The sequence below is a fragment of the Thioalkalivibrio sp. ALJ16 genome, from assembly GCF_000377345.1.
GTDB lineage: Bacteria > Pseudomonadota > Gammaproteobacteria > Ectothiorhodospirales > Ectothiorhodospiraceae > Thioalkalivibrio.
Genome location: NZ_KB898040.1, coordinates 133,580 through 146,664, shown reverse-complemented (window position 1 = coordinate 146,664; position 13,085 = coordinate 133,580). Strand labels below are relative to the sequence as shown.

At 66.3% G+C, this 13,085-nt stretch carries 10 protein-coding genes; all 10 read right to left on the bottom strand.

The genetic code is table 11. The annotated features are described in order from the left end of the window. Positions 1-5: 5 nt before the first annotated feature. The 10 genes from rpsA to mtnA all read right to left on the bottom strand — a co-directional run bounded on the left by rpsA (position 6) and on the right by mtnA (position 13,067). Positions 6-1,676 (bottom strand): 30S ribosomal protein S1, encoded by a 1,671-nt coding sequence (rpsA, locus tag D000_RS0105575; RefSeq protein ID WP_018872554.1) that lies wholly within the window; start codon positions 1,674-1,676, stop codon positions 6-8. Positions 1,677-1,761: 85 nt separating this feature from the next. Beyond that, the gene (cmk, locus tag D000_RS0105570; RefSeq protein ID WP_018872553.1) at positions 1,762-2,469 is read right to left on the bottom strand and encodes a (d)CMP kinase; all 708 of its coding nucleotides are present in this window, start codon (positions 2,467-2,469) and stop codon (positions 1,762-1,764) included. Further along, on the bottom strand, positions 2,466-3,770 hold the full coding sequence (gene aroA / locus D000_RS0105565; protein ID WP_018872552.1) for a 3-phosphoshikimate 1-carboxyvinyltransferase: 1,305 nt from the start codon (positions 3,768-3,770) through the stop codon (positions 2,466-2,468). The genes cmk and aroA overlap by 4 nt, the downstream gene beginning before the upstream one ends. Before the next feature lie 6 nt (positions 3,771-3,776). Then, positions 3,777-4,658, bottom strand: coding sequence for a prephenate dehydrogenase/arogenate dehydrogenase family protein (locus tag D000_RS0105560; protein WP_018872551.1), 882 nt, complete (start codon positions 4,656-4,658; stop codon positions 3,777-3,779). Continuing rightward, positions 4,655-5,812 (bottom strand): histidinol-phosphate transaminase, encoded by a 1,158-nt coding sequence (gene hisC / locus D000_RS0105555; RefSeq protein WP_026279788.1) that lies wholly within the window; start codon positions 5,810-5,812, stop codon positions 4,655-4,657. The genes D000_RS0105560 and hisC overlap by 4 nt, the downstream gene beginning before the upstream one ends. A 33-nt stretch (positions 5,813-5,845) precedes the next feature. Then, positions 5,846-6,961 (bottom strand): prephenate dehydratase, encoded by a 1,116-nt coding sequence (pheA, locus tag D000_RS0105550; RefSeq protein ID WP_018872549.1) that lies wholly within the window; start codon positions 6,959-6,961, stop codon positions 5,846-5,848. Between the two features lie 3 nt (positions 6,962-6,964). After that, positions 6,965-8,128 (bottom strand): phosphoglycerate dehydrogenase, encoded by a 1,164-nt coding sequence (locus D000_RS0105545; RefSeq protein WP_018872548.1) that lies wholly within the window; start codon positions 8,126-8,128, stop codon positions 6,965-6,967. A gap of 38 nt (positions 8,129-8,166) precedes the next feature. Next, positions 8,167-9,246, bottom strand: coding sequence for a 3-phosphoserine/phosphohydroxythreonine transaminase (serC, locus tag D000_RS0105540; RefSeq protein ID WP_026279787.1), 1,080 nt, complete (start codon positions 9,244-9,246; stop codon positions 8,167-8,169). Then, complete coding sequence (gene gyrA, locus D000_RS0105535) at positions 9,243-11,858, bottom strand: DNA gyrase subunit A (RefSeq protein ID WP_018872546.1); 2,616 nt, start codon at positions 11,856-11,858, stop codon at positions 9,243-9,245. Before gyrA ends, serC begins: the two co-directional genes overlap by 4 nt. Positions 11,859-11,999: 141 nt before the next feature. Then, on the bottom strand, positions 12,000-13,067 hold the full coding sequence (gene mtnA, locus D000_RS0105530) for an S-methyl-5-thioribose-1-phosphate isomerase (RefSeq protein ID WP_018872545.1): 1,068 nt from the start codon (positions 13,065-13,067) through the stop codon (positions 12,000-12,002). Positions 13,068-13,085: the final 18 nt, after the last annotated feature.

Sequence of the window (13,085 nt, the reverse complement as noted above, 5' to 3'; positions counted from 1 at the left end):
CGGACTTAGTCGTTCTTGTCCATCTGTTCCTTCAGCAGGTCGCCCAGGGTGGTACCACCACCGGTGCTGCTGCCGTAGTCGGAGACCATCTCGGCTTCTTCGGCACGATCCTTGGCCTTGATCGACAGGCTGATGGCACGGGTCTTCTTGTCCACGCCCATGAACTTGGCCTCGACCGTATCGCCAACCTTCAGCACGGTGCTGGCATCTTCCACACGGTCCTGGGAGATGTCGGCGGCGCGCAGGATGCCATCGATACCATCGGCCAGTTCGATCACGGCGGCCTTGGCGTCCACTTCCTTCACGGTGCCGGACACGATGCTGCCCTTGCTGTGCTCGGCCACGAAGTTCGCGAACGGGTCGCGATCCAGCTGCTTCAGACCCAGCGAGATACGCTCACGCTCGGGGTCCACGGACAGCACCACGGCCTCGACCTCGTCACCCTTCTTGAAGTTGCGGATCGCCTCTTCGCCGGCTTCGTGCCAGGACAGGTCGGACAGATGGATTAGGCCATCGATGCCCCCTTCCAGGCCAACGAACACGCCAAAGTCGGTGATCGACTTGATCTGGCCACGGACCTTCTCGCCACGGTTGTGGTTGGCGGCGAAGTCGTCCCACGGGTTGGACTGGCACTGCTTCATGCCCAGCGAGATGCGGCGGCGCTCTTCGTCCAGATCGAGGATCATCACCTCGACCTCGTCGCCGATCGCGACCATCTTGCCCGGGTTCACGTTCTTGTTGGTCCAGTCCATCTCGGACACGTGCACCAGGCCTTCCACGCCATCTTCGATTTCCACGAAGCAGCCGTAATCGGTGATGTTGGTGACCTTGCCGAAGATGCGGGTGCCGGTCGGGTAACGGCGGGTGATGTTCTCCCACGGATCCTCGCCCAGCTGCTTCAGGCCCAGCGACACGCGCATGCGCTCACGGTCGAACTTGAGGACCTTGACCTCGACTTCTTCGCCGATCTCGACCACATCGGACGGATGCTTCACGCGCTTCCAGGCCATGTCGGTGATGTGCAGCAGGCCGTCGATACCGCCCAGATCCAGGAACGCACCATAATCGGTCAAGTTCTTGACGATACCCTTGACCTGGGCGCCTTCCTGCAGGTTCTTCAGCAGCTCTTCACGCTCAGCGCTGTATTCCTGTTCGACCACGGCGCGACGCGACACCACCACGTTGTTGCGACGGCGATCCAGCTTGATGAGCTTGAATTCCAGCTCTTTGCCTTCCAGATACGCGGTATCGCGCACCGGTCGGACATCCACGAGTGAACCGGGCAGGAACGCACGGATATCGCCCAGCTCGACGGTGTAACCGCCCTTGACCTTGCCGGAGATCTTGCCAGTGACGTACTGCTCTTCTTCCATCGCACCTTCGAGACGGTCCCAGGCCTTGGCCCGCTTGGCCTTCTCGCGCGACATGCGTGTCTCGCCAAAACCGTCTTCCGGGGTTTCGAGGGCCACCTCGACGACATCGCCGACCTTGACCTCGAGTTCACCCTCGTCGTTCATGAACTGCTCGGTGGGAATGACCCCCTCGGACTTCAGCCCGGCGTTCACCATGACCACTTCCGGGGTGACCTCAATGACGGTGGCACTGAGGATGGCACCCGGCTGCATCTGGGTGTAGGCCATGCTCTCTTCGAGCAGTTGCGCGAAACTTTCACTCATGGGTTTGTGAACCTGTGGTTTAACAAATGCTTGCAGAAACTTCCTGCAACCAGTTCTAGAGGTTGGTGGTCCCGCTTCCGACGGCTTATTCCGCGGGGCGGGGGCTTTGTTCCGGGAGTACGTCCCGGAGGCGTTCGAGGATCATATCCACCACGCCAACGATGTCGAGATCCGTAGTATCCAGTTCCCAGGCATCCTCGGCCGGCTTCAGGGGGGCTACGCTGCGCTCGCGATCGCGGCGGTCACGCGCCTCCATCTCGTCCCGAAGGGCGGAGAGATTAGCACTAAGTCCTTGTTCCTTCAACTGCATGTAACGCCGCCGCGCCCGCTCTTCGGGCGAGGCCGTCAGGAAAACCTTCAGGTCTGCCTGCGGGAACACCACCGTCCCCATGTCGCGGCCATCGGCGACCAGTCCCGGGGCCTTCGCGAACCCTCTCTGACGCTCCAGCAGCGCCTCGCGCACCGCGGGAATGGCCGCCACCTTCGAGGCATCGCTGCCGGCCTGCTCGGTACGCAGCAACTGGTCGACCGGGTCCCCTTCCAGCAGCGTGGTGACGGCAGTGGCGTCCGCATTGACCTCGAAATCCACATCCAGGCCCGCGGCCAGTCGCACCAGGGCGCCCTCGTCCGTCAGCTCCACGCCGTGCTGACGCGCCGCGAGGCCCAGCAGGCGGTACAGCGCGCCGCTGTCCAGCAGGTGCCAGCCCATGGCGGCGGCGATGCGCATGCATACCGTGCCCTTGCCCGCGCCCCCGGGTCCGTCGATGGTCAGTACCGGAATGGTCGTGCTCATGCCGCCTCCACCTGCAGGCCGGCGGCCTTGGACAGCTCGACAAACCCGGGGAAGGAAGTCCCGACATTGGCGCAGTCACGAATGCGGATGGGGCCACGGGCACGCAGCCCGGCCATCGCGAATGCCATGGCAATCCGGTGATCACCATGGCTGTCGATCTCGCCGCCCTCGAAGGCGCCGCGACCCTGAATGCGAATGCCGTCCGGCAGCACCGTGCAGTTGATCCCCAGCGCGGCGAGCCCGTCCGCCATGACCTGGATGCGGTCACTTTCCTTCACGCGAAGCTCCTCCGCTCCGGTCAGCACCGTCTCGCCGGAGGCGCAGGCAGCGGCCACGAAGATCGCGGGAAACTCGTCGATGGCCAGTGGCACCAGCTCCTCGGGAATCGCAATGCCCTGCAGCTGGGAGGCCTCGACTTCCAGGTCCGCCACCGGTTCGCCGCCCGCCTCGCGCGCGTCCAGCACATCGATCCGCGCGCCCATCAGCCGCAGGATGTCGATCACGCCGGTACGGGTCGGGTTGATCCCCACATGCTGCAGCCGCATCCGCGAGCCACTGGCGATCGAGGCCCCCACCAGAAAGAAGGCCGCCGACGAGATATCCGCCGGCACATCCACTGGACTTGCGGTCAGCACCCCGCCGCCTTCCAGGCAGGCCTGCGGCCCGTCGCGCTCGACGCTGTAGCCAAAGCCAGCGAGCATACGCTCGGTGTGGTCACGGGTCGGCGCCGGCTCGGTCACACAGGTGCGCCCGTCCGCCCACAGCCCGGCCAGCAGCAGTGCGGACTTCACCTGGGCGCTGGCCACCTGCAATACATGGTCGGTTCCACGCAGGGGGGCCCCGCCCTGCACCCGCAGCGGTGGCGTGCCAGTCTCGCTGGTGGTGATCCGGGCCCCCATCCGCGCGAGCGGATCGGTCACCCGCCGCATTGGCCGCCCGGTCAGCGAGCGGTCGCCAACCAGTTCGGTGTCGAACGGCTGCCCGGCCAGAACCCCGCACATCAGTCGCATCGCCGTGCCGGAGTTGCCCATGTCCAGCGGTGCCGTCGGCACACGCAGGCCGCGCAGCCCAACCCCGCGGATGCGCACGTCCCCGGGCCCCAGGCGTTCGATCTCCACACCCATCGCCCGAAATGCCTCCAGCGTGGCAATGCAGTCGGCCCCCTCAAGGAAGCCGGTCACGCGGGTCTCGCCTTCGGCCAGCGCACCCAGCATGATCGCCCGATGGGAAATGGACTTGTCGCCCGGCACGCGGACGTGACCCGACAGGTGCCCGCCGGGCTGTACGGTAAAGATATTCATTGTGTCTCAGGTATCCAGTTGTGCATCCGCGGGATCGCAGAGGCGATCGCGGGTTTCCTTGGCATGTTCGAACTGCTGCTCGATGGTGGCGGCATCGCCACGCTCGATCGCGCCCCGGAGGGCCTCCAGGTCGCGTTGATACTGCGCGATCACTTCCAGGATCGCGGCGCGATTCGCCAGACAGATATCGCGCCAGACCACCGGGTCGCTGGAGGCGATGCGGGTGAAATCGCGAAACCCGCCGGCCGCATAGTGAAAAATTTCGTCACGCTCGCTCATCCCGGCCAGCGATTCCACCAGGGTGAAGGCCAGCACGTGCGGCAGGTGACTGGTCGCGGCCAGAACCCGGTCATGATGAGCCGGTGTCATGTACTCCACCCGTGCACCGGTGGCCTTCCACATCGCGGCCACGCGATCGGTGGCCAGCGGGTTGGTCGCATCCGCAGGGGTCAGGATCACCAGGCGGTCGCGGAACAGGCTGGCAAAGGCCGCGCCCACGCCGCTTTTTTCGGTGCCGGCAATTGGATGCCCCGGTACGAACTCGCGCGGGACGCGACCAAACCCGGCCCCGACCGCATCGATAACGGCCTGCTTGCTGCTGCCGACGTCCGTCAGCGGGCTGCCCGCGGGCCAGACGCCCGCTAGATCGCGTGCCAGCGGCTCCATCGCCCCGAGTGGCACGGCCAGCACGCCGATATCGGCACCCTCCGCCGCGGCCGCGACATCCGTGGTCCAGCGATCGATCACGCCCAGGCGCTCGGCCTCGCGCAGGTTGTCGGCATTGCGCGAGCAGCCCACGATCTCGCCCACGGCACCGGCCTCGCGCAGTGCGAGCGCCAGCGAACCGCCGATCAGGCCCACCCCGAATATGACCAGTCGTTCGATCACGCCAGGGCCTTTTTCAGCGCAACCAGAAAGCGGTCATTGTCTTCCCGGGTCGACACGGTCACGCGCAGGTGCCCCGGCAGACCGTAATTCTCGACCGGCCGCGTGATCACGCCATCCCGCAACAGCGCCTCGTACACGGCGCCCGCCTCGCGGCCGGTGTCGAAGGTGATGAAGTTGCCCACCGACGGGATGACCCGCAGACCCATCTCCCGCAGTGCGGCATCCACCTGCTGCAAGCCCTCGCGGTTGATCGCGACCGACTTTTCCACATGCGCGCGATCGTCCAGCGCGGCGAGGCCCGCGGCCTGGGCCACCGCGTTCACGTTGAACGGCTGCCGGACCCGGTTCAGCAGGTCCGCGACCGCAACGGAGCTGACCGCATAGCCCAGGCGCAGCCCGGCCAGGCCCTGGATCTTGGAGAAGGTTCGGGTCACGATCAGGTTGGGATAGCGATCCAGCCACTGCGTGCAATCCGGGTACCCCGCCGCCTCGACGTATTCGAAGTAGGCCTCGTCCACCACCACCAGCGTCGTCTCAGGCATCGCCGCCACAAAGCCCTCGAGCGCCGTTGCATCCACCCAGGTGCCGGTCGGATTATTGGGGTTCGCCACGAACACCACACGGACATCCTGATCCACCCGGGCCTGCATCGCCTCGAGGTCGTGGCCATAGGGCTGCGCCGGGTGACTCGCCGGCAGCGCGGGCACCACCCGCGCCTCGGCATCCACCGCCTGCGTGACCAGCGGATACACCGCAAAGGCATGCGCCGAAAACACCGCCGCCCGGCCCGGTGCCAGCCAGGTGCGCGCGATCAGCTCCAGCACCTCGTTGGAGCCGTTGCCCAGCGTGATCTGTTCCGGCATCACGCCATGACGCTGCGCCAGGCGCGCCTTCAGCTCGAAGCCGTTGCCGTCGGGATAGACATGCGCCTCCGCCAGCGCCGCACGGCCAGCCTCCACCGCCAGCGGTGACGGCCCCAGCGGGTTCTCGTTGGACGCCAGCTTGATCGCCTGGCGAATCCCCAGCTCGCGCTCAAGCGCGGCGACGGGCTTGCCCGGCTGGTACGGGCTCAGCCCCTGCACGCCGGCCACGGCGAGCGCGACAGGGTCGAATACCGGGCCGGCCGTACTGGATACGGAGGAGTTCATTGCCATCAGGAAAAACCTCGACGCGTTCGGGTAGTCGTGTCAGGTCGCGGCCTGGGGGTAACTCCCCAGTACCTTCACGGTGTCGGCGCTCGCCCGCAGCTGATCGAGGCAGTCGCGAATCAGCGGATCCTGCTGATGCCCGACCAGGTCCAGGAAGAACACGTAGTTCCAGGGCGTGCAGCGCGAGGGCCGCGATTCGATGCGGGTCAGGCTGATGCCCGCCTCCGCGATCGGCTTGAGGAGCGAGTACAGCGAGCCGGGGCGATTCGCGGTGCTCAGCATGATCGAGGTGCGGTCGGCGCCACTGGGCTCGGTCATCCCGGAACCGATGATCAGGAACCGTGTGGTGTTATCCGCCCGGTCCTCCACATGCGGGGCCCGCACCGGCACGTTGTAGTGTTCCGCCGCCGCCTCGCTGGCCAGCGCCGCAGCGTTCGGGTCCGCGGCCGCAATCGCGGCCGCGCGGGCGTTGCTGGACACCGCCTCACGCTCGGCATGGGGCAGTTCGCTGTCCAGCCACTGGCGGCATTGCGCCAGCGCCTGGGCATGGGCGAGTACTCGTTTGACCTGACTCAGGTCTTCCGCCTGCGCCAGCAGGTGATGGTGCACCGGGGTGATCACCTCCCCGCAGATCAGCAGGTCAGAATCCATGAAACAGTCGACGGTGTGGGTGACCACGCCCTCGGAGCTGTTCTCGATCGGCACCACGCCAAACTGCGCCCGTCCAGTCTCCACCGCCCCGAATACCGCATCGATCGATGCCAGCGGCTGGGTTTCCACCGCATGCCCGAAGTGCTTGCGGGCCGCCAGGTGGGTGAAGGTCCCGACCGGGCCCAGGTAGGCCACGTTGAGCGGATGCTCGAGCGCCAGACACTCCGACATGATCTCGCGGAACAGGCGCGTGACCGCCTCCGCAGAGAGCGGCCCCGGGTTCTGTTCGCGCACCCGGCGCAGGATCTCGGCCTCACGCTCCGGCCGATAGAACACCGGGTTGCTTTCCTGGCGACGCTTCACTCGTGCGACCGCCTCGGCGCAGCGAGCGCGCTCGCTCAGCAGCCCCAGCAGCTCGCCGTCGAGACTGTCGATGCGCGCGCGCAGGGCCGGCAGGTCCTCCAGCTCGGAGGCCGGGCGCTGCGGATGCTGATCCCCGGCCATGACCTACAGCACCCGTGCTCGCAGCACGCCGTCGATTGCGTGCAGCGAATCCAGCGTGGCCTGGTCCGGGTGGCCGTCCACATCGAGCAGGGTGTAGGCGAGATCGCCGCGCGAATCGTTCATCAGATGCAGGATATTGATATTGGATTCACCCAGGGTGTGCGAGATCCGCCCCACCCGGTCCGGCAGGTTGCGGTTGACGATCGCGATGCGGGTATCCCCCTTGCGATCGAGCACCAGGGTCGGCAGGTTCACCGAGTTGACCACGTTCCCGTTCTCCAGATAATCACGGAGCTGGTCAGCGATCATCACGGCGCAGTTTTCCTCCGACTCGGTGGTCGAGGCGCCCAGATGCGGCAGGGTGATCACCCGCGGGTGCCCCACCATGCCGCGCACCGGGAAGTCCGTGATGTAGGCATGCAGGCGTTGGCTGTCGAGACCTTCCCGCACCGCGTCGTCGTCGACCACGCCCTCGCGGGCCAGGTTCAGCACCATCGCCCCGGGATTCATCCCGGCAAGGTTGCGGGCATTGACCAGCCCGGCCGTGTTTTCGGTCAGCGGAACATGCACCGTGACCGCATCGGCCCCCTCCATCGCCGCCTCCACCGAGCGCGCGCGCTCGATGCCGGAATCCAGGCGCCAGGCATTCTCCACCGTAACCTTGGGATCGAACCCGACGACCTGCATGCCCAGAGCCCGCGCGGCATTGGCAACCCCGACCCCGATCGCCCCCAGCCCCAGCACCGCCAGACGACGCCCGGGCAGCTCGAAACCGGTAAATTTCTTCTTGCCCTGTTCCACCGCGGACATGAAGTCCTCTTTCGATGGGTCGAGTTCCTGAACGTAGCCGGCCGCGGGAAGCAGGTTGCGGGCCGCCAGCAGCAGGCCGGCGATCACCAGTTCCTTGACCGCATTCGCATTGGCTCCCGGGGCATTGAATACCGCGACCCCGCTTTCCGAAAGAGCCGCCACTGGGATGTTGTTCACGCCACTCCCGGCTCGCCCCACGGCCAGCACGGAGCCCGGGATCTCGACCGAATGCAGGTCGAAGGACCGCAGCATCAGGGCATCCGGCTGGTTAATGTCGGATGCAACCTCGTAGCGCTCGCGCGGAAAGCGCTCCAGCCCGCGCAGTGCGATGTTGTTGTAGGTCTGTATGCGGTACATCCGGGCCCTCCGTGATCGGTTACCCCAAGGAGACACGCTCAGGCGTGGCGGTTCTCGAAATCCGCCATGAACTCGATCAGCGCATCCACCGCGCTCTCGGGAACCGCGTTGTAGATGCTGGCGCGCATACCGCCCACGGAGCGATGCCCCTTGAGCGAGGACAGACCGGCCGCATCCGCCTCATTCAGGAAGGTCCCGTCCAGGGAATCGTCCGCCAGGATGAACGGCACATTCATCCAGGAGCGCGCCGACGGCTCCACCGGATTGCGGTAGAACGCCGAGTTGTCGATGAATTCGTACAGCTTGCCGGCCTTGCGCTGGTTGATTTCGGCCATCGCCTTCAGCCCGCCCTGCTCCAGCAGCCACTCGAACACCAGCCCCGCCAGATACCAGCCGAAGGTCGGCGGCGTGTTGTACATGGAGTCGTTCTTGGCTTGTAGTGCCCAGTCGAACACCGCCGGGACCGGGCCCTTTTCCCGTTCCAGGAGGTCGTTGCGCACAATGACCAGCGTCAGCCCGGCCGGCCCGATGTTTTTCTGCGCACCGGCATAGATCACACCGAAACGGGAGACATCGATCGGGCGCGAGAGGATGGTTGAGGACATATCCGCGACCAGTGGCACATCACCCACCTCCGGGATGTCGTGAAACTCCACCCCTCCGATCGTCTCGTTGGGGGTGTAATGCACGTAGGCGGCGTCCGGGTCCAGGTTCCAGCCGGCATGCTCCGGGATGGAGGCATACCCGCTGGACTGCGAACTGGCGACGATATTAACCGAGCCATATTGCTGCGCTTCCTTGATCGCCTTGCCGGACCAGGCCCCGGTATCGACGTAGTCCATGCCGCGGCCACCGCCCAGATTCAGCGGAATGGCGGCAAACTGCCCGGTGGCTCCACCCTGCAGAAACAGGACCGAGTAGTTGTCCGGGATCGCCAGCAGCGTGCGCAGATCCTGCTCCGCTTTCTCGGCCACGGCCATGAACGGTTTGCCGCGGTGACTCATCTCCATCACGGACATGCCGGAACCACGGAAGTCCAGCAACTCGTCCCTGGCGCGTTCCAGCACCGCCTGCGGCAGGGCGGCCGGCCCGGCGCTGAAGTTCATCACTCTGTTCATGCCTGCTCTCCGTTATCGCTGGATTCAGCGCCCGCCTCCGGGTCCTCGCCACCCTCGGCGCCCTCGGGGTCGTCGTCGCCTTCGTCCTGCAGCTGGGCCACGCGCGCAAGTTCCACCAGGTTCTCGCCCTCGTCCAGACGAATCAGACGCACACCCTGGGTATTGCGTCCGATCAGCGGGATCTGGTCGACCGGTGTGCGCACCAGGGTGCCGCCGTTGGTGATCAGCATCACTTCGTCGTCGTCCAGCACGCGCGAGGCCCCGACCAGCGGGCCGTTGCGCCCCTCGGTCTGGATGGCAATTACGCCCTGCCCGCCGCGACGGTGTACCGGGAACTCGTCAAAGCGGGTGCGCTTGCCATAGCCGTTCAGCGTGGCCAGCAGCGCCGAACCCTCGTCGACATTCAGCAGCGCAATCACCCGCTGACCCTCCTCCATGCGCACGCCACGCACGCCACAGGCCGTCCGGCCCATCGCCCGCACGTCGCTCTCGTGGAAACGGACCGCCTTGCCGGCGGTGGTCACCAGCATCACGTCCAGGGTGCCGTCGGTCAGCGACACATCCACGAGGTGATCGCCCTCGCGCAGATCCACCGCAATGATCCCGGTGGCGCGTCGACGCGAGAAATCCGTCAGCGGGGTCTTCTTGACCGTCCCCTGTGCGGTGACCATGAACACGTAGTGATCCGGATCGTATTCGCGCACCGGGAGGATCGCATTGATGCGCTCGTCGGACTCCAGCGGCAGCAGGTTCACGATCGGCTTGCCGCGCGAGGCCCGCGAGCCCTGCGGCAGCTCGTAGACCTTCAGCCAGTACACCCGGCCCCGGCTCGAGAAGCACAGGATCGTGTCATGCGTGTTGGCCACCACCAGACGGTCGATAAAGTCCTCTTCCTTGAAGCTGGTCGCCGCCTTGCCACGGCCGCCACGGCGCTGGGCGCGGTAGTCGGCCACCGGCTGATACTTCACGTAGCCCGCGTGGGACAGCGTGACGACGACGTCCTCCTCGCCGATCAGGTCTTCCAGCGTCAGGTTCGCCTGACGCTCGCGGATCTCGCTGCGGCGTTCGTCGCCGAACTGTTCGGCCACGGCCAGCAGCTCGTTGCGGATCTCCAGCTGCAGGCGGTCGCCGGAGCCGAGGATATCCAGCAGGTCGTCGATCAGTTCCAGCAGCTCGCGGTATTCATCGAGGATCTTGTCCTGCTCCAGCCCGGTCAGGCGGTGCAGACGCAGGTCCAGGATCGCCTGTGCCTGCGTCTCGGACAGGCGGTAGCCGTCGTCGCCGACCCCGTACTGGGCGGCCAGGTCTTCCGGACGCGAGGCGCTGGCGCCGGCCCGGTCCAGCATGTCGCTGACCGCACCCAGCGGCCAGCTGCGCGCCAGCAGGCCGGCCTTGGCCTCGGCCGGGTTGGGGGCGGCCCGGATCAGTTCGATCACCGGGTCGATGTTGGCCAGCGCGATCGCGAGGCCTTCCAGGATATGGGCTCGCTCGCGCGCCTTGCGCAGGTCGAAGATCGTGCGGCGGGTGACCACCTCGCGGCGATGCCGCAGGAAGGCCTCCAGCACCTGACGCAGATCCAGCACCTTCGGTTGACCGTCGACCAGAGCGACGATGTTGATGCCGAAGACGTTCTGCATCTGCGTATGCATGTACAGGTGGTTCAGGACCACCTCGGCCATCTCGCCGCGTTTGAGCTCGATGACCAGGCGCATGCCGTCCTTGTCCGACTCGTCGCGCAGCTCCGAGATGCCCTCGACGCGCTTCTCCTTGACCAGCTCCGCGATCTTCTCGGTCAAGCGCGCCTTGTTGACCTGGTATGGCAGCTCGGTGACCACGATCGCCTGCCGCTGCCCGCCTTCCAGGTCCTCGACGTGCGAACGTGCCCGGATCAGAACCCGGCCGCGACCGGTACGGTAGGCCTCGCGCACGCCGTCAATGCCATTGATGATGCCGGCGGTGGGGAAGTCCGGGCCCGGCAGGTGCTCCATCAGGCCGTCGATGGAGATCTCGGGATCGTCGATCAGGGCCACACAGGCGTTGATCACCTCGCGCAGGTTGTGCGGCGGGATGTTGGTCGCCATGCCCACCGCGATCCCGGCGGAGCCGTTGACCAGCAGGTTGGGGAATTTGCTCGGCAGCACCGCCGGCTCGCTCTCGGAGCCGTCGTAGTTGTCGATGAAGTCGACGGTTTCCTTGTCGATATCGGCCAGCAGCTCGGCCGCGATACGCGCCATGCGCACTTCGGTGTACCGCATGGCCGCCGGGGAGTCGCCGTCGATGGAGCCGAAGTTGCCCTGCCCGTCGGCCAGCATGTAGCGCATCGAGAACGGCTGCGCCATGCGCACGATGGCGTCGTAGACGGCGGAATCGCCATGCGGGTGGTATTTACCGATCACGTCACCGACCACGCGCGCCGACTTTTTGTACGGCTTGTTGTAGTCGTTGCCCAGCTCGCGCATCGCGTAGAGCACGCGGCGATGGACCGGCTTGAGGCCGTCACGGACATCGGGGAGGGCCCGGCCCACGATTACGCTCATTGCGTAATCGAGGTAGGACTGCTGCATCTCGTCTTCGAGATTGACCGGGAAGATTTCCTTGGCAAATTCAGCCATCGAGGGTTACGCCGTCCGTCTGAACAAGCTCGCGATCATACCACAGGGGTAACCAGTGGGGTGCGCATTTCGGCCCTTAAAACGGTTCTCCGAGGCTCTCAGACGCACGCGCGGGGCTTCGACCCCGGGTTTGGCCCGCTGTCAGCTCGATGAGGGCGAGGATGGCGCCTCGCGCAGCGCCGCGAGCCGTTCCCGCGTCGGCGACTCGATGACGCCCCGCTCGGTCACGATCGCGTCGATCAGATCCGCCGGGGTAACGTCAAAGGCCGGGTTGAAGGCACGCGCCCCTTCGGCCGCCACCCGGGTGCCCCCCAGCTGCAGCACCTCGTCCTCGCCTCGCTGCTCGATGGGGATGCCCGCGCCATCCTCCATCGCGAAGTCGATGGTGGCGACCGGCGCGGCCACCATGAAGCGCACCCCGTGCGCACGCGCCAACAACGCCAGACCATAGGTCCCGACCTTGTTGGCGGTATCCCCGTTCGCCGCGATCCGGTCGGCCCCGACAATCACCCAGCCTACCCGCCCGGACCGCATCAGGCTGGCCGCGGCCCCCTCGCACAGCAACTGCACCGGGATGCCGTCGTGGACCAGCTCCCACGCGGTAAGCCGGCTCCCCTGCAGCCAGGGCCGGGTTTCATCCGCGAACACCTCGCCAATACGACCCGCGTCCCAGGCCGCCCGGATCACGCCGAGCGCGGTGCCGTACCCGCCGGTTGCCAGCGAACCGGTGTTGCAGTGCGTCAGTACGCCACTGCCCGGGGGGATCAGCGCCGCGCCCAGGGCGCCGAGCTGGCGATTGCCGGCAATATCCGTCGCCAGCATCTCGCGTGCGTGTTGCCCCGCGGCCGCCAGGGCGGTCTCGGCATCAGCACACCCCGATACCACTGCCTCCATGCGATCCAGGGCCCAGAACAGATTGACCGCGGTCGGCCGCGCGGCCCGCAGGGTTTCGATATCCGCCGCGACGCGTTCGCGCCAGTCCGCCTGCCCCAGTGCGTTCTGGCAGGCCAGCACGACCCCAAATCCGACCGTGATTCCGATGGCCGGCGCCCCACGAACGACCATCGCCCGAATCGCCTCCGCCACCGCCGGGGCGGCGTCATAGGAGTGCCACAGGGTCTCCTGCGGCAACCGCCGCTGATCCAGCAACTGCAGACGGCCCTCGGCAAAATGGATCGGACGGATGGTATCGGAGTGTTCCTGGCGCATCCGGCTATTCTAGCGATG